The organism is Spirosoma sp. KCTC 42546 (assembly GCF_006965485.1).
Taxonomy (GTDB): domain Bacteria; phylum Bacteroidota; class Bacteroidia; order Cytophagales; family Spirosomataceae; genus Spirosoma.
The window spans coordinates 1,525,896-1,548,769 of record NZ_CP041360.1 but is presented as its reverse complement, the minus strand read 5'-3'; the positions used below and the strand labels follow the sequence as shown (position 1 = coordinate 1,548,769).

General features: G+C 45.9%; 23 protein-coding genes. 11 read left to right on the top strand and 12 right to left on the bottom strand.

What is annotated here, in order from left to right; translation table 11 throughout:
- Positions 1-148: 148 nt before the first annotated feature.
- The gene (gene lysM, locus EXU85_RS06245) at positions 149-616 is read right to left on the bottom strand and encodes a peptidoglycan-binding protein LysM (protein ID WP_142771248.1); all 468 of its coding nucleotides are present in this window, start codon (positions 614-616) and stop codon (positions 149-151) included.
- A gap of 216 nt (positions 617-832) precedes the next feature.
- Between lysM and EXU85_RS06240 the strand changes: the two genes are divergently transcribed.
- Both EXU85_RS06240 and EXU85_RS06235 read left to right on the top strand, forming a co-directional pair.
- A complete protein-coding gene (locus EXU85_RS06240; RefSeq protein WP_142771247.1) occupies positions 833-2,182 on the top strand; it encodes an SGNH/GDSL hydrolase family protein in 1,350 nt (449 codons plus the stop codon).
- Between the two features lie 8 nt (positions 2,183-2,190).
- Positions 2,191-2,988 (top strand): outer membrane beta-barrel protein, encoded by a 798-nt coding sequence (locus EXU85_RS06235; RefSeq protein ID WP_142771246.1) that lies wholly within the window; start codon positions 2,191-2,193, stop codon positions 2,986-2,988.
- A 65-nt stretch (positions 2,989-3,053) separates the two neighbouring features.
- Here the strand turns inward: EXU85_RS06235 and EXU85_RS06230 are convergent, their stop codons facing one another.
- Together EXU85_RS06230 and EXU85_RS06225 are read right to left on the bottom strand one after the other, a co-directional pair.
- Positions 3,054-3,599 carry a hypothetical protein gene (locus EXU85_RS06230; protein WP_246859445.1) on the bottom strand — a complete coding sequence of 182 codons (546 nt, stop codon included), beginning with the start codon at positions 3,597-3,599 and terminating at the stop codon, positions 3,054-3,056.
- Positions 3,600-3,750: 151 nt separating this feature from the next.
- On the bottom strand, positions 3,751-4,089 hold the full coding sequence (locus EXU85_RS06225) for a helix-turn-helix domain-containing protein (RefSeq protein ID WP_142771244.1): 339 nt from the start codon (positions 4,087-4,089) through the stop codon (positions 3,751-3,753).
- A gap of 423 nt (positions 4,090-4,512) precedes the next feature.
- Here EXU85_RS06225 and miaA point away from each other — a divergent pair, with 423 nt between their 5' ends.
- Positions 4,513-5,397 (top strand): tRNA (adenosine(37)-N6)-dimethylallyltransferase MiaA, encoded by an 885-nt coding sequence (gene miaA / locus EXU85_RS06220; protein WP_142771243.1) that lies wholly within the window; start codon positions 4,513-4,515, stop codon positions 5,395-5,397.
- A gap of 64 nt (positions 5,398-5,461) precedes the next feature.
- On the opposite strand, the gene EXU85_RS06215 is transcribed toward miaA, so the two are convergent.
- From EXU85_RS06215 to EXU85_RS06180, 8 genes are all read right to left on the bottom strand, one after another.
- Positions 5,462-5,755, bottom strand: coding sequence for a rhodanese-like domain-containing protein (locus EXU85_RS06215; protein ID WP_142771242.1), 294 nt, complete (start codon positions 5,753-5,755; stop codon positions 5,462-5,464).
- A gap of 91 nt (positions 5,756-5,846) precedes the next feature.
- Positions 5,847-7,751: a T9SS type A sorting domain-containing protein gene (locus EXU85_RS06210; protein ID WP_142771241.1), complete on the bottom strand. Its 1,905-nt coding sequence runs from the start codon at positions 7,749-7,751 to the stop codon at positions 5,847-5,849.
- A gap of 24 nt (positions 7,752-7,775) precedes the next feature.
- The gene (locus EXU85_RS06205; RefSeq protein WP_142771240.1) at positions 7,776-8,552 is read right to left on the bottom strand and encodes a PASTA domain-containing protein; all 777 of its coding nucleotides are present in this window, start codon (positions 8,550-8,552) and stop codon (positions 7,776-7,778) included.
- A gap of 157 nt (positions 8,553-8,709) precedes the next feature.
- Positions 8,710-9,303: a riboflavin synthase gene (locus EXU85_RS06200; protein WP_142771239.1), complete on the bottom strand. Its 594-nt coding sequence runs from the start codon at positions 9,301-9,303 to the stop codon at positions 8,710-8,712.
- 47 nt (positions 9,304-9,350) lie between these two features.
- Positions 9,351-10,115, bottom strand: coding sequence for a class I SAM-dependent methyltransferase (locus tag EXU85_RS06195; protein ID WP_142771238.1), 765 nt, complete (start codon positions 10,113-10,115; stop codon positions 9,351-9,353).
- A gap of 76 nt (positions 10,116-10,191) precedes the next feature.
- Positions 10,192-11,127, bottom strand: a complete 936-nt coding sequence (locus EXU85_RS06190) for a glycosyltransferase family 2 protein (RefSeq protein ID WP_142771237.1) — start codon at positions 11,125-11,127, stop codon at positions 10,192-10,194.
- 116 nt (positions 11,128-11,243) lie between these two features.
- Positions 11,244-12,335, bottom strand: coding sequence for a DegT/DnrJ/EryC1/StrS aminotransferase family protein (locus tag EXU85_RS06185; RefSeq protein ID WP_142771236.1), 1,092 nt, complete (start codon positions 12,333-12,335; stop codon positions 11,244-11,246).
- Positions 12,332-12,739: an FdtA/QdtA family cupin domain-containing protein gene (locus EXU85_RS06180; protein WP_142771235.1), complete on the bottom strand. Its 408-nt coding sequence runs from the start codon at positions 12,737-12,739 to the stop codon at positions 12,332-12,334. The genes EXU85_RS06185 and EXU85_RS06180 overlap by 4 nt, the downstream gene beginning before the upstream one ends.
- Before the next feature lie 296 nt (positions 12,740-13,035).
- Between EXU85_RS06180 and EXU85_RS06175 the strand changes: the two genes are divergently transcribed.
- From EXU85_RS06175 to EXU85_RS06140, 8 genes are all read left to right on the top strand, one after another.
- Positions 13,036-13,680 carry a DUF1684 domain-containing protein gene (locus EXU85_RS06175; RefSeq protein WP_142771234.1) on the top strand — a complete coding sequence of 215 codons (645 nt, stop codon included), beginning with the start codon at positions 13,036-13,038 and terminating at the stop codon, positions 13,678-13,680.
- A gap of 142 nt (positions 13,681-13,822) precedes the next feature.
- Positions 13,823-16,252 (top strand): phenylalanine--tRNA ligase subunit beta, encoded by a 2,430-nt coding sequence (pheT, locus tag EXU85_RS06170; RefSeq protein WP_142771233.1) that lies wholly within the window; start codon positions 13,823-13,825, stop codon positions 16,250-16,252.
- 80 nt (positions 16,253-16,332) lie between these two features.
- Positions 16,333-16,671 (top strand): hypothetical protein, encoded by a 339-nt coding sequence (locus EXU85_RS06165; protein WP_142771232.1) that lies wholly within the window; start codon positions 16,333-16,335, stop codon positions 16,669-16,671.
- Positions 16,672-16,719: 48 nt separating this feature from the next.
- On the top strand, positions 16,720-17,007 hold the full coding sequence (locus EXU85_RS06160) for a cell division protein ZapA (RefSeq protein WP_142771231.1): 288 nt from the start codon (positions 16,720-16,722) through the stop codon (positions 17,005-17,007).
- Between the two features lie 105 nt (positions 17,008-17,112).
- Entirely contained in the window at positions 17,113-18,717 is a 1,605-nt protein-coding gene (gene rny / locus EXU85_RS06155; RefSeq protein WP_142771230.1) for a ribonuclease Y, read from the top strand.
- Positions 18,718-18,820: 103 nt separating this feature from the next.
- Positions 18,821-19,492 carry a DUF4230 domain-containing protein gene (locus tag EXU85_RS06150; RefSeq protein ID WP_142771229.1) on the top strand — a complete coding sequence of 224 codons (672 nt, stop codon included), beginning with the start codon at positions 18,821-18,823 and terminating at the stop codon, positions 19,490-19,492.
- Positions 19,493-19,536: 44 nt separating this feature from the next.
- Positions 19,537-21,534, top strand: a complete 1,998-nt coding sequence (locus EXU85_RS06145; RefSeq protein ID WP_142771228.1) for a M1 family aminopeptidase — start codon at positions 19,537-19,539, stop codon at positions 21,532-21,534.
- A gap of 168 nt (positions 21,535-21,702) precedes the next feature.
- The gene (locus EXU85_RS06140) at positions 21,703-22,170 is read left to right on the top strand and encodes a hypothetical protein (RefSeq protein ID WP_142771227.1); all 468 of its coding nucleotides are present in this window, start codon (positions 21,703-21,705) and stop codon (positions 22,168-22,170) included.
- 46 nt (positions 22,171-22,216) lie between these two features.
- Here EXU85_RS06140 and EXU85_RS06135 read toward each other — a convergent pair whose 3' ends face one another.
- On the bottom strand, positions 22,217-22,789 hold the full coding sequence (locus tag EXU85_RS06135) for a class I SAM-dependent methyltransferase (protein WP_246859444.1): 573 nt from the start codon (positions 22,787-22,789) through the stop codon (positions 22,217-22,219).
- Positions 22,790-22,874: the final 85 nt, after the last annotated feature.

Here is a 22,874-nt window from a genome sequence, read left to right as displayed (position 1 = left end):
GATCAATAAAACCGTCCTTGTGCCTGAATGTTCGTTTTAATATTACTCTCTCTCGGGTTACAAAGGAATAGGTCTATAGATACATAAAGTTGGGGGACGTGCCAACCAACTTTATGTATCTATAGACCTATTCCTTTCTTGCTCGAAACTACAGCTGCGGAATCCGCAATACCTGATCAGGATAGATCAAATCGGGATCTTTCAGCATAGGCTTATTGGCTTCAAAAATAACGCCATATTTCATGGGGTCACCATATACCTCTTTAGCAATTTTCGATAGCGAATCACCCGATTTTACGGTATAATATTTACCTTCTGGTGTTGGTTCATCAACAACCAATTGGTTATCTACGGCTGATACACCTTCAACATTACCTACAGCCAGAGCAATTTTCTCAGAATCTTCCTGCGACTTTACCGAACCTGATATGGTAACAGTATCTCCTTTTGTTTTAACAGTCAAACTATTGTAGGCAAGCCCCAGTTGTTTCACATGGTCAAGTAACGCCTGTGCCCGAACGGGTTCAACTTTCTCAGCTTCTGCTGGTTGGGGAGCTACCTCGTCTTTGTGAAAAATCTTTTCGCCTACTCCCTTAAAAAATGATAAAAGACCCATTGGCTTAGTATAGTTTTAATGAAACATGTAATAATGGCTGGCAATAACGCCAACTCATATGTGACAAACAACAGATTGCGTTCAAGCTTTGTTTAATTCCTTCCGGCTTTCTGGTATGGATTTGACGATTAATTGGCCGCCGGGTAACAGAAAGACCTTACTTTTGCGTTCTTTTTTTACAATTTTATCTTTCTTTCAACCAACCTATACATTCGAATGCAAGTCAAGAATAGGCTTCGGTGGGGATTCGCGCTGACCATATTGGTTGGGCTGAATGCCTGCACGAACAATGACATTGATCCCAATGCGGGTACCACTACCGTTGTGCCAACCAAAGGCAGTGCCGACTTTACAAAGTACGTGGCAGTGGGCAACTCCCTAACGGCTGGGTATGCCGACGGCGGTCTTTACCGAGACAGCCAGCTTAACTCGTATCCCAGTATTCTGGCAGGCCAGTTCACTACCGTTGGTGGCGGTAGCTTTGTGCAACCTTTATTTACCGAAGCACAGGCGGCTGGCGCGGGTTATCTCAAGCTTATCCGCGTACCCTCACTTGCTGATCCTACCAGTCTGATTACGTCTATTGCACAAGTAGCTCCAGGTGCCGCCCGAGGAGGAACTACAGCCAACGGTTCACCCTTATTAACCAAGTTTACAGACGCCAATCAGAATTTAGGCGTTCCTAGCATTCGGGTATCTGATATACTAACCTCAAACTATGGTTTAGGGAATCCATATTTTGAGAGACTAGTAGCAAATCCCGCAGCAACGACTTATTTCCAGTATATGAGTGATAACCTGAATGGAGCGACATTCTTCTCGTGCTGGTTAGGGAACAACGATGCACTTGGTTATGCCACAAATGGAGGAACAGTACCACTTACACCTATTGAGCTGTTCACGACAAACTTTACGGCGGCAATGAACAAACTGACAGAAGGCGGTCGCAAAGGCGTTGTCATTGGCATTCCCAATATCACAACAACGCCATACTTCGCAACACTAACTGTACCGCTGGCTGTAGCCCAAATCAACTTAGCGCTTAACAATCCTACGCCCGCAATAACCGCCCTGGTTATTCAAACAGCGCAGGGAGTACGCGCTACGAAGACAGGAGATTTACTTATGATTCCGAATGCGCTGGAATATGCTAAAATTGGCAGTACCGCAGTTGGAACGAAGGCGGGGTCTTATGGATTAAGCGCAACGAACCCATTACCAACCCAGTATGTGTTGGATGCCGATGAAGTAACTGCGCTGAATGCTGCTATTACAGCTTATGATGGGGTTATGAAAGCACAGGCCGATGCCAAAGGGGTAGCTTATGTTGATCCGAATACGGTTTTAAATCAGGCAGCCACAGCGGGGGGGATTTCTCAGGGCGGCATTACCTATACATCCAGCTTTATTCAGGGGGGCGTATTCAGCCTCGATGGTATTCATCTAACTCCTGCTGGTTACGCGCTGATGGCCAACGAAATCATTAAAGGAATCAATGCAAAATATAGTGCGACCATTCCGCAGGTTAATCCTGCTAACTATCGTCGTGTTTTGCTGCAACAATAAACTCATTTATGAAACTTAGTCAACTTTCATTTGCCGTGCTACTCCTGGTGAGTACGTCGGCAGCTATAGCTCAGAATACGATCCGAACTGTTGAATTTGGTATTAAAGGCGGTGGCACATTTACCCATGGCTATACGACCATTCCAGGCCAGGCAGTAGGCAGCGTTCAGGTTCCCAACCTGGAAAATAAAAACAATGGAATTGGGTATGGATACTCAGGCGGTTTGTGGGCACGGAAAAACTTCAGCAACTTTTTTATTCAGGCAGAAGTCACGTATAATCGCTTTGTTCTGAATCAGGTAGGCATTATTACGGTCGATGTCAATGCGAATGCAGCTCTAGCCAATGCCTTACCCGTTAGTGTACAGCCGGGTATACTAAATGCCACGCTAAATGTTGTTTCGGAGTCTGTCTTGGAGGCTGTTGATGTCCCCGTTCTGTTTGGGAAACGCTGGATGGGTGGAAAACTTCGTGGGTATGCTGGCCCAAACTTCATTTTTATTCAGAAAGCCGAAGCTACCCGGACTACTTCAGGCGTACTGAACGCTAATTCCAGCGTTGCTTTTCCAAAAACGGATATTCCGGCTACTACGGGCAAGACCAACTTGCTGAACAAGTATGAAGCGCAAAATTTAGAAGTTAAAGATTTCACCTATGCGCTGGAAGTGGGAGTAGGCTATACACCGGTTCCCTTTTTAGATGTTGATCTACGCTATGCGGCTCCCGTTGGTGGTGTTTATAAAGACACGGGCATCAAAGGTTTTCTTGGTATTGCTACCCTTTCACTTGGTTTTAAAGTGTTTTAAGGAATCGTTAATGAGTCGTTAGCTAACAGGCGCTAGTACTATTGTCTGTTAGCTAACGACTTTTATTATTCTGCCGCAAGCGTAAATCCTGCTCCGGCTGGCTTAAGCCGGTAGCGCACCATCTGGAAGCCCCCTGAAGGTTCCGCATTGGCATCGCCAGATCGATAAATCGGGTATTTGCGGCAGAATATATCTCGTTCCACCCATAGGCTATCATGACCCATATAGCCTTCCGGAAGGGTCACACGCCAGTTCGGTACTGTAATATCAGCTTTTCGTTCTGGCAGAAACTGCCAGGCATGTACATGACCAAATGAACCACTGCCATCGCTGGTGCTGTACACATATAATTCAGGAAAGCGATTGTTATCTAAGTCGGCCACTTCAGCGCCTACAACAGCGCCATCAATTCGAACACGAAAATTGGTCAGAAGCAACTCACCTCGGTAGGCTTTAACAATCACCTCGCGTACGCGTCCAGTGTCAGCAGCCAGTACACTAAAGCTATACACATTGAATCGCAACGCCTTTGAATAGTGTGGAGCTACTTGTCCAGAAGCCCATGGTAATTTGGTGCGTAATTGTTGAGCTATCCGGTTATGTATATCCATGGACTGTCGGCTCCCCTTAGCCAAGCGTGGCTCGACTAACTGGAGGTACCCGAGCATGCCCATGACCAAACAATACACCTTTGTACTCATTGACTCCGCTTACTTTGTATGTCAATACCTAACGACACGGAATCAAAAAAAGTTGATTCAACTACGGCTCCAGGAAGGTTTCGCCAATTGACGTAAGTTTGAGCAACGTAGGCAACACTTTATTTCCTTTAACTGTCAGACTATATTCAACCCGGGGCGGTACCTCATTATAGGATTTCTTTTCTATAACACCTAAGTTAACCAATGCTTTAAGCTCTTGAATTAAAACTTTTTCACTTACTTCAGGGATCATGCGTCTTAATTCACCATACCGCCGAGCTTCAGTACCTAGTTGATAAATAATGTATAATCGCCACTTTCCACAAATAATATCTAAGGTTTTTTTAAGGGCTAATTGCGTAGCATCGGTGTTTTTTTGACTAGTCAATTGTTTATTCATGAGGAGGTTTTTCACTAACCTTTTGGTAGGTAACACATTGATTAAAAGGCACTTGCAACAATATGAGCAAATATAGATATTTGTGATTAATCTATAACACAAACTATTTTCACGAACCAAACAAATAAAAAAAATCAGCGTAACTATCTGCTAATCAATCCCAAAAAAAACGTATTCAAAACAGCTCGTTTAGGAATAGTATTGCCCTACTACTTGTTGGCACTTATGAATCTCAAATCATGAAGTAGTAAGTGACTTATTTTTACATAAATGGCACTTTCATCAACGTTACCACCCAATAATTAACTCAGTGCCATACTACTCTCCATTAAAATAAATTGTAACATTGGTTGCATAAAGTAGCTGTTGGGCAACCAGCTATAATTTACTTTTGCAGAGTTTCTAATTTAGTCTAGTCAGCTTTTGAAAACATTGCTTGTGGTTGCCGGTCCTACTGCTGTTGGCAAAACAGCAATAGGCGTTCAACTAGCTCAAATCTTACAGACAGCTGTAGTGTCGGCAGATTCGCGACAACTATACCGTGAACTTAGTATTGGCACGGCCAAACCCACACCCGCCGAGATGGAGGGTGTACAGCATCATTTCATTAGTTCGCACTCAATAAATGACCCAGTTAATGCTGGGCGCTACGAGCGGGAATGTCTTGATTTGTTAAACGAATTATTCCAGAAAAATGATATAGTAATTCTATCGGGTGGAACGGGTTTATATATCAATGCGGTTTGCTTTGGCCTCGACGATATCCCATCGGTCGAGCCATCACTTCGCGAACATTTATTTGCCCGACTTCAGCAGGAAGGCTTAGCTGTACTTCAGGCCGAATTGAGAAAAGTAGACCCTGTGTATGCTCAGTCCGCAGATTTACAAAATCCTATTCGTGTAACCAGAGCCCTGGAAGTATGTTTGACAACGGGGCTGCCTTACTCGTCATTTCGTAAGCAGCAATCTGCCGAGCGGCCTTTTCGATCGGTGCTGGTTGCGCTCGACCGCCCACGCGAGGAATTATACGCCCGGATTGATACGCGCATGGATGATATGCTCTCGGCAGGCCTGGTCAATGAGGTCCAGTCGCTACTTCCCTATCGGCATTTACCAGCTCTTCAAACAGTTGGTTATCAGGAAGTTTTTCCGTATTTGGATGGCCTGTATGACTATGACGAGATGGTGCGTCTATTGAAACGTAACTCCCGACGTTACGCTAAGCGGCAGCTAACCTGGTTCCGCAATCAGGGAAATTATACGTGGGTGAGTCCGCACGATGTAGAAGGAATTATTCAATGTATTTAGCTATATGATGTAGGCTATATTGTCTACCGAAAGGCATACATCCTACATCATATATCCTACATCTTTACTGCGCTCTGTAGGCCAGCATTCCGCCAAGTACATTGCGGACGTTATTAAATCCATTCTGCTCCAGAATTTGCTGAGCCATACCGCTGCGTTTACCTGACCGGCAATGCACAATTACTTCTTCATCCTGCAGCCCATCGAGTTCATCTAAACGATACGACAAATCGCCAAGTGGGATAAGCGTTGCGCCGATGTTGTCGGCTTCGTACTCGTCGGGTTCGCGAACGTCAAACAGATTCAGTTTCTCGCCTTTGTCGATTCGCTCTTTGAGCTCCTGTACGGTAATATCCATGGTGTTAGTTGGTAGTCAGTACGTAGTGAATGGGTGGAATATGTAAATGGAACTTAAAGACTTACTCCACCCATTTCACGACTTACCAACTCTAATGTTGAATGATTAATTTCTGTACGGTTGTCTGCTGATTAGCAAAAAGTCGGATTATATATAAGCCGTCGGGCAGATAACTCAAGTCTAACGTTTGCTGGCCGCGTTCTGGTTCAATTATATGCACTAACCTGCCCGTACTGCTTATCACCTCCAATCGGGTTAGGCGTGGATCGTCCCACTGAATTCGGCCCGATGTTGGATTAGGATACGTTCGAAGCGGGACTACTGGGTTCGGTTCCGTTGTGGCTGTTACAACGGCCAGTTTACCACCCATTACTGGTCTCAGCATAAATGCACCCTGTATCTGTAATAAAGGAGCGGAATTCCCTCCCGTTCCCTTTTGGAGATTCTGTTCCCAGTTAGTCCCCCCATTGTAGAAAATATTCTCGCCAAAGGGGCTATTTTTATCAAACCCCAAACGTAAAAATGTAGTGTCACTGCTGCTAATTTGCTGATAGCCAATGTAAAATGTATCCTTCACAATCACGCTTCGGGTAAATTTATAATCAACAAACCCGTTGCGTGTATCTGGATATTGCATCGGAAATGACTGCTGGTAAAGCGCTATACCCGGTTTACCATTTTGATTCGCATAGACTGTAATCACAAAGGGTTGGCCTGTCTGGTCAGTTGTAAAGGGCACAATACAGGCCCGAACACTCCCAATCGTATCGGGTTTGTTCAGAATAAATCGCACAGCAATTTGCTCTCGCTGCCTTATTTGCTGGGCATATTCCCAGGAACCATCGTCATAAGCGTAATAATTATCAAGCGCAGCTACTGCCGAAATTGTATCATTTCTGAGTAAAGTAGACGGATCACGCTGAAAAATCGAGTTTTGATTATCACTTGTTTGCAAGTCGATTTCGTAACGCAACAAAGCTTTGGTAGCCGTATTATCGAAGACATACGCATTCGGTTTCACACTCCTCTGCTGGGACCCATTTACGTATATATCACCTGTCACGTCATTCTGCAACGAACGCCCCGTTACATCATCCTGAACTCTGAAACGAGAAGAGACTGGATTTGGGTTATTAATCAAATTCTTAACAACCGTGCTAACCGAATCAGCCAGTTCAGCGGCTCCTTTTATTTTATACTGCGACATCGGCATAGCAGTATAACGTTTCAAAAGCGGGCTAAGCGCTCGTTGCGTAGCTATGTCAATCATATACTGATCCGTCGCAGATCGGCCTTTGTTCAGATAAACATAGTCAATATGCCAGGTATCAAACGGACCAGAACGTCGGCCAAACGCGCGAAACCGAAAGGCAAACCCATCATAAAAATAGCGGGCATCGGAAACCTGAACAAACGCCTGATTAAACGTACTGTCTGCCTGACCACCGGCTTTCCCCCACACAGTTTTCCAAATACCGGTTACATCCTTAAACTGTAGCGTTAATGAATCACCAGCCTGAAGAATGGGGGGACTTCCCTGTGGAGCCGACAGGGTGTCACCAGGATCAGGCAGTTCACCAAGGCCTTTGGTCTGCCAATAAAAACTGAGATAAACACCACTACCGGCCGATAAACCAATCAGATTAATTGGTCTCGACTCAAGCACATCAGTATATCCCTGCTCTAACGGATTATTGCTTACGTAAGGCCGCCCATTGGCCTGCAGTCCATCGAATGTAGCCACATTGATGGTGGGCTGGTTGATGGCCATCGTGTTATTAATGTACACACCACTGCCCGTCACCCAACGAGCCGGGTCGGGCTGAGTGGATCCAGCACGGGCTGCCGCTGTAGCAAAATCATCGAAAAATGGTAGTTGCAACGATGTCTGTGCTACAGCTATCGAGGCCCACAGGCTACCTAAAATCAACAATAAGCCGCGCAAAAATTGTCGGATAACAGGTGTAGATGGCTGAGTAAGTAAATCAATTCCCATTTGGCAGTCGTGCCGAAAGTGTTTTTATTGGTTCGGCTCAATTGGCCCCACGATCCACAAATCCATTGTTTCGCCAACGCGAATACGTTCACCAGACTTGGCTTCGGGTCGTTGCTTGGTCACGGTGCCGACTTCCTTCTCCGGGTCATCAACGGAAATTTTCGTGCCAACTTTCAAATTAGAACCACGAATAGCGGCTTCGGCTTCGTCGAGGGGTAATCCTACAACGTTCGGAATCTCAAACATCGTACTTCCGAGGCCATCCCCAATTTCCAGATCAATCTTTGCTCCTTTGGGAACGGGGGTTCCAGGGGCAATTTCTTTGCCGTTATAAAGCTGCCGAAGCACCGAATTTTTGGCTACATCAGGCACGTAAATTGGCTCTCCTATTTCCAGCCCCAAGGACTTCAGGTTTAACTCGGCACTACGAAGTGTCAGGTCCACGAGCTTAGGCATTGGCACCATTGGCGCTACTCGTTTTGTAATGGTCAAATATATTTTACGACCTTCTTTCACTTTCGCATTAGCCCGTGGATACTGCTGAATAACCGTTAGCGGCTGTGCTCCGGCTACAAACGTACAATCACTGACCTCATACCGAAGGTCGCGATCATCCAGAAGATTCTGCATCTCATCGAAACTAAGCTTTGTTACATCGGGTACAGTGATCGTCTGCCCGTGATTGGTTGTAAAGGGCAGGTAAACAAAGAAAAAGGCCAGAAATAGAACAGCCACCAGGGCTAAGATAATGCCAATATTAATCAGCAGGTCAGAAAAGGAGCGGGTGCTGATTTTAGTCATTCGGAATTGGTGAAATGGTTTTTTGGTGGAGTAAGGGTAGTTTGTGAAGTAGGTGTAGTCAGTGTAAAAGTAAATCGGTTAAACTCAACTCACAAATTGACCTAATTATACTTACTCCACTTTCTAAACTTACTCCACTAAATACAAAGTAAATCGGTTATTGATAGCCACCGAGCATTTTTTTGATATACTTCCCAATAATATCGAACTCTAGGTTGACCGTATCACCAACGTTGAGATCGCTAAATGTGGTGTGCTCATACGTATACGGAATAATAGTTACCCGAAAACGATCAGTTTGTGAATTAAAAACGGTTAAACTGACGCCATTGATACAAATAGACCCTTTTTCGACGGTCACATTGCCGGAAGTATCGGGTTGATACTGAAAATCGAATAACCAGCTACCATTTAAATCCTGAATTGCTGTACAAATACCAGTCTGGTCAACATGCCCCTGCACAATGTGGCCATCGAACCGACCATTCGCGGGCATACAGCGCTCAAGGTTAATCCGATCCCCAGGTTTTACGTGTCCCAGGTTGGTTTTTTTGAGTGTTTCATCCACGGCCGTCACGGTGTAGCTTCCATCGCTCACACTGGTAACCGTTAGGCAAACCCCATTATGACTCACACTTTGATCAATTTTCAACTCAGAAGCCAACGATGAATCGATCCGAAACGTCAGGTTGGTTCCTTCTGATTCAATTGCCGATACCCGGCCAGTTGTTTCAACAATACCAGTAAACATAAAATAGTCAATAAGTTAATAACAGGGCCGCCCGTGCGGTCGGTAAGTCATGACTTACCGACTATTATAAACAGAGAACTGCCGAACGGGGTTCGGCTCAGAAGTTTTTGTTCAGTCTTAGCAATATGATAGAGGGTTTCATTGATCCAGGCACTCGGGAGGTAGACATCTGACTTCGCATCTTCAGGCTTTTGCCAGCCAAGTTTCAATTGTAATCGTTGCCATTGGCGAATTAGCAAAATCACAGGCGAAAGCACAAAACTCCAATACGTGGCGTAGTTTATAATCAAGCCAGCCTGTGGTAGTAGGTACTCAAAATCAGCCAGAACAAACCGCCTAATGATGCCAACAGCAATATCGTGTTGTCCTTCAAATACGCTGAACGCATTATTGTTGCTTACTAAAATACCATTGGATTTTAACCGATGCCTCAAAGCAGATAAGAGTGGTGGCAAATCAGCCTCGGTAAAATAACAGAACACATCATTACAGATAATTACATCATATTGGACCTCTGGTTCAAAGCTAGCCAGTTTTGTCAAATCCAATAGCGTAACCGAAAAACCGCGTTCGTGGCAAAACTCCACAGCATCAGCGGATCCATCAATTCCCTGAAGGATCGTATAGCCCTTATGACGTAGAAAATCCAGCATACCACCGGTACCACAACCTGCGTCTAAAATTCGAATGTCGCGTCGACTGCCAAACTGAGTTTGCAGAGCCTGCTCGACCCGTTCGTGCAAACTACGATACCACCATAGCTGGCCTTCCAACTGAAACATTTTCGCATATTCTTCCGAACGACCGATCATAGTATAGAAGCAAAGAGCATGGGGGGCGGAGCAGGGAAGGTTGCTCTACTCGAATGAACATGGTAGGTTAGCCTTCCTAACTCCCTGCTCTCGGCTCCTCGCTCCCTGCCTTTTTTTCCACATACGCTGGCAAACCACTGTATGCCATAAATAACTTACCAAGATATTCGCCTAAAACACCCAGAAAGAGCATTTGTAATCCTAGACCTGTTCCAATGGCCCAGAGTACAATACCCCAGCCTGGACTAAAAAATAGTCCGGTTAGCCAACCTATTATTAACAAAATTCCAATCAGTAAACCTAGCCCGAACAGGCCTGCCCCAAGTATAGTAAATACCCGAATTGGCCAAAGAGAGTACCCAATAAATACATTCAGGACCAGGCCTATTAGCTTCCGAACGGTATAGTTTGATCGACCTTCAGCACGACTATTATGTGGCACCTCCACACTACCAACAGTTCGCGTTACCCGGAAAATTAGCCCATCGATATATGGATACGGCCCTCGGTAACGGATAATCTCCTCAACAACCTCGCGCCGAATCAGTTTGAAGCTTGATAAATACAAATCGCGGGGTTTTCCAATCGAATAGGTCGTCAATGTATTGACCAACCAGCTACCCAGGTTCCGAAACCAATGATGTTGTTTCTGAGCATATCGGCTATAAACAACGTCATACTGCCCCGTTTCTGCATGATTGATGAGTGTTAGGATAGCCTCAGGTGGATTTTGAAAATCATCGTCGATAATAACTACATAGTCGCCAGACGTATGATTAAGGCCGCATAGTACGGCGTTGAATTCGCCAAAATTTCGACGCAGCGCTATAAACTGAACAGTCGAAAACTCGCTTTCCAATTGCAGACAAACCGCTTCCGAGTGGTCGGCGCTACCATCATTCACCAGGACAATCTCAAACGACCGTCCGGTCAGACACGTCTGCAATCGTTCAACCAACGGACCGATCGTTCGTTCACTATTATAGACAGGAATGACAACAGACAGATTCATAGTGTGAAAGTAAGTGGAGTTAGTGAAATAGTAGAAGTAAGTGAAAGTAGGTGGAGTGAGTATGGTGGTGCTTAGTTCACTCACTCCACTTACTCAACCACTTTCACTTACTTTCACTACTCACTAAACCCATTAATTGTATCAATAACATAGGCCACTTCTTCATCTGTCATTGACGGATTGAGTGGCAAACTAAGCACTTCCCGATGTATTTGCTCCGAAATTGGTAGCGAAAGATGTGCAAAGGATGCGTAAGCTCGCTGATGATGGGGTGGAATAGGGTAATGTATATCGGTACCGATGCCCTGTTCACGCAAATAAGTTTTTAGGTCATCGCGCCGGGGATGGCGGATCACAAACAAATGCCAGACATCTTGCTCAATCTGATCGCCTGGCGGTAGGGTCATGTCAGAATGTCGAATACCTGCTAAATACATCCGGGCAAGCGCACGCCTACGACTGTTTTCTGAGTTAAGCGCTGGTAATTTCGCGGCTAATATAGCCGCTTGTAACTCATCTAGTCGGCTATTATGGCCTCGATAATCAGTGATGTATTTCTGCGCTGAACCATAGTTTCGCAACGCCCGAAGTTGATTAGCCAGGGCATCATCATTGGTCGTAATAGCACCTGCATCTCCTAGTGCACCCAGATTTTTACTTGGATAAAAACTCCAGCCTGCGGCATCACCCAAATTACCCGCTCGCTTTTCGCCATAAACCGCTCCATGGGCCTGGGCCGCATCTTCGAGTACGTTTAGCTTATAACGTTGCGCCAGTGTATGAATAGGATCCATATCGCAACAGCGGCCGTAGAGATGAACGGGCAAAATAGCTCTTGTACGTTCTGTAATGGCAGGCTCAATTCGGGCTGTATCTAGTAGGTAAGTTCTAGGATCTGGCTCAACCAAAACCGGAGTCAGGCCCGCATGAGTAATACTTAACACCGATGCTATATAGGCATTTGACGCTATGATGACTTCACTGCCAATTGGAAAGTCCCATGCTTTTAAGACCAATGTCAGTGCATCGAGACCATTGGCAACCCCAATGCAGTGTTTCGTCTGACAGTAGTTGGCAAATTGCTGTTCGAACGCGTCAACTTCTCGACCAAGAATGTACCATCCAGACTCAATAACACGCTCAACAGCCGTTCGAATAGCTACTTCATGCGGCTCGTTCACACGCTTCAAATCCAGAAAGGAAATCATTCTGAATCAGCCATAATCGGCTCACCAATCCGCCGACTATTTGGATAAGGTTCGTAGATGTAATCGTCTTTGTCGTAGAGTTCGTTCGAAACAACCAGCAAGATAGCGTTGCTTGAAAACTCATCCATGAGGTGCCAGTCTTCAGGCTCCAGTACCAGGCATTGGCGTGGATTTGTCAACTCAAATGTTTGTTCTTCACGCCCATTGTGAGAATATACATGGCAACTACCATTCAGGCAAATGAGGGCATTCCAGGCCTTGTGGTGCCGATGCCCAGCCCGAGCTGCCTTCCCAGCTTCATAAATATAAAAGACACGCTGAATTACACCCGGAATGATATCTTCAAAAACGGTTAGATTACCATTGCCCGATGTAAATGTTTTTAATTCGTAAAGTTGTGCCATTTACAAAGTAAGTTACGTTTGAAACCAGAAAGGTCATTTAAGGCCTTAAATATATTAAAATACCATTAAAGTAAGAAGTCTCTAAAAAGAGCCTTATCTATACTTCTAAGAGTACGGTAAAAACATACATACGTACCGACAAAATAGTCCTGCGTAGCAGTTCAACAATCCCCTTTGATGTAAATTATTTCGTCAGCTCTCAAAAATACATTATAATAGTTGATCCATTACGAAATCCTCATCACCATTGACTGTTGGCTGAATATGGATTTACAAGTTGTTTACTTACAGGAGTTATGCAAAAAAATAAGTTTTTACTTACAGGCCTATTTTTAATTGCCCTAGTAGTGCTGTACTACAGCTTTTTCGATGGAGGCAATATGACATCAGCCGACGGTCTGGACGAGTCGGTCAACCCAGTAACCTACCGCCAGCAGCTAGATGCCGCACGGACTAAGAAAGATCAGTTTTTTCGAACCGATAGTGAATCACCCATCAAGGATAAAGCAACCTTTGCTGGACTACGCTATTTTTCTCCGGACCCAGCCTATCGTGTCATAGCCCGCCTGGAACCCTTTGCAGATAAAACCCAGAAACTTGTCGTGCGTATGAGTGATGGTAATGAAGAGGTATATGACAAGTTCGCCCATGCGGTATTTAGCCTGAATGGAGAGACCTGCCGGTTATTAGTTGTAAAGCTCGAAAACACCTATTCCATTCTGTTCCGTGATGCAACCTCAGGAAAAGAAACTTATGGGGGTGGGCGGTATCTGGAACTTGATCCAGACAAACTAACCACTAATCGGGCTATCCTGGATTTTAACACCGCCTATAACCCTTACTGTGTCTACAATTCAGGGTACTCATGTCCCCTTCCTCCAACCGAAAATACACTACCTATAGCCGTTAAAGCAGGAGAGAAATATATAGCTCATGAGTAGGGCTAAGTGGAGTGCGTGGAGTCAGTAAAATAGGTGGCGTAACTATTCAGTTCTACTTACGCCACCTATTTCACTGACTCCACGCACTCCACTTACATCACTTTCTCCTTACCTTTGTGGTAATTATCTGCATTGCCTCTGTATGGAAGTTTCCTATAAATGGTTACAAGAGTTTATTGAATTGCCTGAGTCACCCGAAGAAGTTGGCAAATTGCTAACGTCAACGGGTCTGGAAGTGGAAGGAGTCGAAAAAATTGAGGCCGTACCAGGTGGGTTGGAAGGTGTTGTCATTGGTGAAGTACTCACCTGCGCCAAACACCCCGACGCCGACAAACTAAGCCTGACAACGGTAGATGTTGGCACGGACCAACCCCTTCCCATTGTTTGCGGAGCCCCCAATGTAGCCGCTGGCCAGAAAGTAGTAGTAGCCTTAGTAGGAGCCACGTTGCACCCCAACTCTGGCCAACCCTTTCAGATTAAAAAAGCCAAAATTCGTGGAGCAGCCTCCGAAGGTATGATCTGCGCCGAGGATGAAATTGGACTTGGAACGTCGCATGCTGGTATTATGGTACTTAGTACCGATCTACCAAATGGCACGCCCGCTGCCCGTTATTTTAACCTCGAAGCCGATTACCAGATTGCCATTGGTCTAACCCCCAATCGGATTGATGCGGCCTCCCACTTTGGCACAGCCCGGGATTTGAAAGCTGTTTTGAATCGGCCTTTGCGGTTACCTTCAGTAGAAGCGTTCAAGGTTGATAACGCCAATCTAACCCTCGATGTGCGGGTCGAAGACGAAGCCGCCTGTCCACGTTATACAGGTGTAACGATCACGGGCCTCACTGTAGGCGAATCTCCTGATTGGCTAAAACAACGGCTGTTGAGTATTGGACTGAATCCGATCAACAACATTGTTGACATCACGAATTTCGTTTGCCATGATCTCGGCCAACCCCTTCATGCGTTCGATGCGGCTAAAATTACTGGGGGGCAAGTCATCGTAAAAACCTTACCTGAAGGTACACCCTTTGTGACACTCGATGGTGTAGAACGCAAACTCAGCGCTACTGATCTGATGATCTGCGATACTGAAAAGCCTATGTGTATTGCGGGTGTATTTGGTGGTCAGTATTCGGGCGTGTCGGCCCAAACGACTAGCATCTTTCTGGAATCCGCTTACTTCTCTCCTGCTTCCGTTCGGAAGACGGCTCAGCATCATGGCCTGAAAACCGATGCTTCGTTCCGATTCGAGCGGGGGACCGATCCTAACATGCCAGTATTTGCCCTGAAACGGGCTGTACTACTCATTCAAGAGGTGGCTGGAGGAACAATTAGTTCTGAGATTACAGACAGATACCCGAATCCTATTGAACCGTTTCAGGTATCTGTCCGCTACCGGAATATTGACCGGTTAATTGGCATTCAGATTGATCATACTGAAATCCATCGAATTCTGGAAGCACTGGATATTCAGGCTGAAGCGATCAGTACCGAAGGATTTGTGGCTGTAGTCCCCCCCTACCGCGTTGATGTTACGCGCGAGGCCGATGTTATTGAAGAAATCCTTCGGATTTATGGGTTGGACAACGTCCCATTGTCAGTTCATCTAGCCGCCGATTCACTATCAGAATTCCCTAAAACGGATCCTGATCAATGGCAAGGTCGCGTAGGGCAACTCATGGCGGCTAACGGATTTTATGAAATTCTTACCTTGTCGCTCACGCGTCCAGCGTATCATGAGGCCATCCGGGCATCATTGCCGGGTACCGATGTAACCTTGCTGAACCCACTGAGCGACGAGCTGTCTGTAATGCGGCAAACGCTCCTGTTTTCCTCCCTGGAAACATTGGTATACAACCTGAACCGTCGGCAAAAGGATTTAAAGACGTTTGAATTTGGCAAGGTCTATCATAAAGTAAAACTTGAAGATGGCTCGACTAAGTATATCGAACGTATGCGTCTAAGTTTAGCCATCAGTGGTAATCAACAGCCTGAAAGCTGGCTTCAGAAAAACCAGACAGTGGTCTACCACGATCTGGCAACCGCTGTGCAACGCGTGTTGAACCTGTTCCGGATTAAATCGTTCGAGACGCAAACTGCCGATTCAACCTTATTCCAGTATGGATTGACCTACCTAGTGAATAAGAAACCAATTGTCAGTTTAGGGCTCGTACAACCCAAACTTACCAGGTTGGTTGATCTGAAACAGCCTGTTTTTTACGCTGATTTTGATTGGCAGGCCCTCCTGAAACTGGCTACCAGTAAGGCTAGGTATGAAGAAGTGGTTCGATTCCCCGAAGTCCGGCGCGATTTATCGCTGGTTATCGACAAAGGGGTTAGCTTCGAGCAAATTAGCCGACTGGCACGCCAAACGGAGCGGAAGTTATTGCGTTCTATAAATGTTTTTGATGTGTATGAGGGCGAAAATCTGGGTACGGATAAAAAAGCTTATTCTGTAAGTTTTATGTTACAGGACGCAGCGCAAACCCTTAACGACTCAGCTATTGACAAAACCATGCAGCGACTCATGAGTGCTTTCGAGCAGGAACTAGGCGCCGTAATCCGTAAATAATGAGTGAATGAGCGAATTAGTGAATAGCAAACAATCTGCATTCATTAATTCACTCATTCACTCATTCACTCATTAAAACCGTGGTTAGCGAAAAACAAATCGTTGCGTTGGTGGAGCGATTCGAGCACAAACTCGTATCGCTCACTGGCCTGTATACGGAGGCCAAAAAGCAGATAGAGCAGCTAGAGCGGGAAAACGATGCGCTTCAGGAAAGCCTGAAAGAGGAGCAGAAATTAGTGATTGAACTACGTAAAAAAACAACTATCCCAGAAAAAAATACACCAAATTCAAAAGATAGTGGTATAATTGTAAAAGACAACCCGTCTGATAAAGATACGAATGCTGAATTAAAACAACAACTCGACGAGTATATCCGGGAATTAGAACGGTGCATAGCTCATTTGAGTAGTTTGTCATAAACCCAAATTGGCTCCGGGGATTAGTCCCCATCTGAGCCGACTGCAGCGATGGAAGAACTGCCAATTCGCGTAAAAATCGCCGACCGTGTCTACAAATTGTATGTAGAGCCGGATGCGGAAGCCGTTGTGCGCGAAGCCGCCAAGCTGATTCAGGAAGAACTGAAGCAATACCGGGAAAAGGGCTTTGCCGAAACGCAGGAAGCCCTGGCAATGATAGCCTTCGACTGCTTGGTCACCAAGCTCAGAGGAGAACGACAGATGCAGAGATTACAACAAATGGTGTTTGACAAAATAACTCAATTAGATCAGGTCGTCACGCCGGCCATTACAACATAGAAAACCGGCGGGCTGTCCACCCCGCATTACTCCGAGTTCGCGTTCAGGGCACTCGTATCGCAGCAGGTTGATGGTATATTTGTTCAACCCTAACGATATAGTCCAATGGACATTTGGTTAACGATTCTTGCTACCCTCGTAGGGGGTGGTATTGGCATAGTAATTGGCCGCCAGATGATGGCGAGCGTTCGTGGGAAGCACGAAAAAGAAGCGGAAGAGAAAGCAGCATCCATTTTAAAAAATGCTGAACTACAGGCCGAAACGATTAAGAAAGAGCGGATGCTGGAAGCTAAAGAGAAATATCTGAGGCTGAAAACAGAATTTGAAGAAACAACGAATCAGAAACGAAATCTACTTCTACAAAACGAGACAAAACTCAAGCAACGGGAACAGCAACTTGCTCAACAGGCCGATCAACAACGCAATCGCGAAGGCGAGTTAAATCAGCAGCGTAACGAAATTAATCAACAGAAAAACAGTCTCTCGCAGCAAATTGACGCGCTCAATAAACGTCGGGAAGATGTAGACCGACGGCAACAGGAAGCCGATCGGATGCTGGCCGATCAGGTTGCACAACTTGAAAAAATCGCGGGCCTATCTGCCGATCAGGCCAGAGATCAACTGGTCGAGACACTGAAAGCTGAAGCTGAAACCCGTGCGTCTTCCTACATCAAAAATATCGTTGAAGAAGCCAAATTAACCGCCACTAAGGAAGCCAAGAAGGTAGTCATCGAGACTATTCAACGGACAGCTACCGAGCATGCTATTGAGAACTGCGTGTCCGTTTTCAATATTGAATCCGATGACGTTAAGGGCAAAGTGATAGGTCGGGAAGGGCGTAACATCCGGGCGCTGGAAGCTGCAACCGGTGTTGAAATCATTGTAGATGATACCCCGGAAGCCATCATTATTTCAGGGTTCGACCCGGTTCGTCGTGAGATTGCCCGGTTGTCGTTACACCGGCTTGTGCAGGATGGTCGTATTCACCCAGCCCGGATTGAAGAGATCGTGGCCAAAACCCGCAAGAATATCGAAGACGAAATTGTGGAGATTGGCGAGCGCACCGTTATCGATCTGGGTATCCACGGTCTGCATCCCGAACTGATTAAAATGGTTGGGCGGATGCGTTTCCGGTCCAGTTATGGACAGAACCTCCTCCAGCACTCACGCGAAGTGGCTAAGCTGTGTGCCACAATGGCCGCAGAACTAGGTCTGAACGCTAAGCTAGCCAAACGGGCCGGTCTGCTCCACGATATTGGTAAAGTATGGCCCGAAGAAGCCGAGTTACCCCATGCCATTTTGGGCATGGAACTGGCGAAAAAGTATAAGGAGAATCCCGAAGTTATCAATGCGATTGGCGCTCACCATGACGAAATCGAGATGACCAGTATGATTTCGCCGATTGTTCAGGTTTGTGATGCAGTTTCCGGTTCACGTCCTGGTGCCCGTCGCGAAATGATGGAGTCGTACATTAAACGCCTAAAAGAACTTGAAGAATTAGCGGGTAACTTCCCTGGTGTAACCAAGTGCTACGCCATTCAGGCCGGTCGTGAACTACGAATCATGGTCGACGCCGATCATGTTTCCGACGAACGGGCAGGCGTGTTATCATACGAAATCTCGCAGAAGATTGAGAAAGAAATGCAGTATCCCGGCCAGATTAAAGTGACCGTTATTCGGGAGATGCGGGCGGTGGCTTACGCGAAGTAGGCTTTAATGCAGAATGTATAATGGACAATGAAAAATGGGCAACACCGTCCTGATTCATTGTCCATTTTTCATTGTCCATTATACATTATACATTTAGCCCACTATGGATTTCTTAACCACCGTTTTACTTTTACTCGTCGGCGCGGGCGGGGGCGTTGCCCTGGCCAATACCCTGCGTAAACGAACTGGCACTACTGATGTTCAGCGGGACTCTGTACTCTTGCTTGAGCGCATCGAAAAGGTATTCAAGGTGGTAATGGCGGAGGGCTATTTCTCAGAGATTTATAATTATCAGGATCAGAAAAAGATTTTATACCTCCTGAATGACCCTAAAAAAGCGATGGTCATTGCCAAATCGAAAGTGCTGGTTGGCTTTGATTTTGCTAAAGTTCGGTTTCGGGCGCCCGACAATGATTCCAAAAAGTTAATTATTGAGTCTTTTCCTCAACCTGAAATTCTATCAATCGATACCGATTACAAGTTTTACGACATTCAGGCGGGCATTCTTAATCACTTCAGCGGGGCCGATTATACACAAATTCTGGAAGAAGCTAAGCAGGCCATGAATGAACGGGCTATGCAAAGCGATCTTCCTAAAATTGCCAACAACCAGATTCAGTACATGATGTACCAACTGGCGAGTTCAATGGGTTGGCAGCTTCAACTACCCGAAGCAGAACAGAAAAAGCTGGAGGCTATAAAAGCAAAAGCAGAGGAAGCGCCCAAACTGCCTGCCTTTCTGACACCCGAAGTAGATGAAGATGATGACATTTAACTAATTGGCCACTTTGCGGTTAAGTCATTAATGACGACAACTCCATGAAAAACTTTTCTATCTACCTCCTTCTTTTCTTCCCGCTCTTTTCCTACGCCCAGCTCGAAACGGAAGGCTGGCAAGTTTGCCAGGCGGGCAAAGTACGTTATTTTGGACAATTGGCCGATAACCCGAAAGCGCGGTTGGCTTACCCCGGCGATGCCTCTATTGATGTTACGTATTACGGTCTGGATCTGCGACTAACCGCAACGCCAGCCAGCCTTCGTGGAGCAGCCACCATTAGTTTGAAAAGTACAGCCTCTACTACCCTCACTAGCTTTTTTCTGGATCTTAATTCAACCTCTGCCACTACAGGTGAAGGATTACGGGTTGATTCGGTAAAAGTAGGTGCTCAAAAGCTGACCTTTCAGCATGCACAGAATAAGCTAACCATTACACTTCCTCAACCCCTGGCCAACGGGCAAGCCTTAACCTTAACGGTATTTTACCAGGGCATACCCAATAGCAGTGCCCAGGGCAGTTTCAAATTTGACCGGCATGAGACCACAAACGATCCTGTCATCTGGAGTTTAAGCGAGCCTTACGGTGCTCCCGATTGGTTTCCATGCCGGGATACACCCGCCGACAAAGCCGATTCATCGTCAGTACGTATTACTGCCCCGGCGCAGTTTGTGTCGGTTTCCAATGGCAAGCTCATTAGTACAACGACCAATAGTGACGGCACGAAAACGTACCTGTGGAAAAATAGCTACCCGATTGCCCAGTATTTGATTTCGATAGCCGTCTCAAACTACGCCCAGTACGATACGCCCTTTACGTATGGCAACCAGACAATGCCCGTAACCCACTATATCTATCCTGAAATTTTGCCTCAGGTTCAGGCCAATCTTGCCCTGACTCCCAGCATGCTTCAGCTATTTACCAATCGATTTGGGCCTTATCCGTTTCTTCGGGAGAAATATGGGCATGCTCAGTTTGCCCGGAATAACGGGGGTATGGAACACCAGACGATAACGTCAATGGGTGTTTCATCGTTAACCCCAACGGTGATTGCTCATGAGCTTGCCCACCAATGGTTCGGTGACAAAATTACCTGCCGTGACTGGCAGAATATCTGGCTCAACGAAGGTTTTGCCTCGTATGGCGAAGCCGTATACACCGAGTCCATAGGTGGACAAACTGGGTATCGGTCCTATATGAATAATTTCATGAGCAGTGCTCGTCTTGCTGTTGGGAGTGTCTACGTCCAGAACATCAGCAATTTCAACAATATTTTTGACAGCAATCGAAGTTATGCCAAAGGGGCAACCGTATTACACATGCTCCGGGGTGTAGTGGGTGATAGTGCGTTCTTTCGCACGTTACGTACCTATGTAGCTACTCCAGCCTTAGCTTATAATACAGCCGTTACCGAGGATTTCCAGGCCGTAGCCCAACAAGTTTCCGGCAGGGATCTGGCTTATTTCTTTAAACAGTGGATTTATGGCGAAGGCTATCCAACCTATAAAGCAACGGTCACGGGTGGTGGTAAATTCGCTACGGTACGCTTACAACAGAGCAACACGAAGTCGACAAATCCAGCGTCGTTCACGATGCCTGTACAGATGCTGGTACAATCGGCTGCGGGCGATACAACGGTAACAGTCTTCAATGACCGCGCCGATCAGACGTTTACGCTTCCCGGTCGTGGGGCCGTTACCAATGTAGTTATCGACCCAAATAACTGGATTCTAAAAACCATCGAATCTACCACAACAAACTTAGTGACGGGTGTTGAAGACCCATCTCCAGTAGCTTTACGAATCTATCCAAATCCAACCACCGAAACGCTGATGGTTGATTTTTCGGTTTCTGCAACAGGCCCCGTTACAGTGGCGCTGGCAAATTTGCTTGGTCAACAGCTGAAGGCCAATAATGAGTCGAATCTGGCACCCGGCAATTATAGCCGAACATTGAGTCTGCGTGGGCTGTCGGCCGGTCGGTATACGGTTACGGTACAAACAGCCGCAGGGGTACAGAGTCGGGTAGTTGTAGTTCGGTAAGGGTTGCCAATCCTATGGCTTAGGCTCAATCTCTTAGTATGAAAACTCAAAAAGCCAGTGATTATCCCACTGGCTTTTTATACTAAAAAATTGTCCTATTTTTTAGTATAAATATGTAGCAAATTCGGCCAATTGCTCGTTTCAGAAGAAAACGAACTCATTAAAAACATGGCTAATGTTAGACTATTGGGGAGACTTTTTCTTTTGGTTATGGTAGGGAGTGTATCCTGCACTAAAAATAACTTAAACATACCAGAACCAGCACCAACTATAGCGGGTACGTACCAGCTCCTGACTACGAATGCTAGACTTCCAATTCAGGGTGACAACCTTACATTAACTATACAATCCGTAACCAATAATACGGTTGGTATTGTACTGCGCTCCAGCCTTAATGGGCAAGCTGTGGATAGTTTGACGTACCAGAAAGTGGCTGTAGAACAGAACTTCGACAGCTCGCTTTTTTTGGGAGCAACCGCAATTAGTGTAGGCTGTATCAGTTATGCTATTTACTTATCTCCCCAAAAAACGACAGATCTTCTAAGAATGACCTGTAGTGAAAAAAACGTGATGTATTACTATTACACGCCCGCTGGGCAAACGGGCGTAACCATTATAAAATTTAAAAAAGTCTAATTTGTATTCTGCGTACCCATCAACTTAATCAAGTAAGCTGGTCAGCTCATTTTCTCAGCAGAAAGAACGTATGCCCTGCCTCTCCTTCTGCCACAAAATGGCTATCAAGAATTGTAAAGCCCAGTTCGATAAACCAGGCTTGGTAGGTAGCCGCATCTGCATGACTCCAATACATGCGGATACCAGGACTGATCCAGTCTTCGTCGGTACCTGTCCAGCTACCCGCCCCCACAACGCACAGGAAATAACCTGCTGGTTTGAGCCACCGATGTATAGCAGTCAATAAATCGGGTTGTTCCGCTACCGGAAGGTGAATAATCGAGTACAGGGCAACAACACCCTCAAACGAGTTGTCTGGAAAAACCAGTGTGGTCATATCCGCTATGTCAAACTGCGCTTGCGGAACATTGCGTCGGGCCTGCTCAATCTGAACAGACGAAAGATCTATCCCTACATAATCAACATACTCACTAAGATACCGGGCGGTAGGAATACCATCCGCGCATCCCAGTTCCAGCACACGCCCGTTAGCTGGAAGTAACTCAACCAACGTAGTCAGCCAGTTGCTATACCGGTTCGGATCTGCTCCTTCATAATGCAGCCGATAGGCACTGCCCAACTGGTCATATCCCTGTTAAACAATACGCTTTGGGTCATCCATGCTGGTGTTGAAACTAGACTATTTCATAAAAGCCTAGTATTGT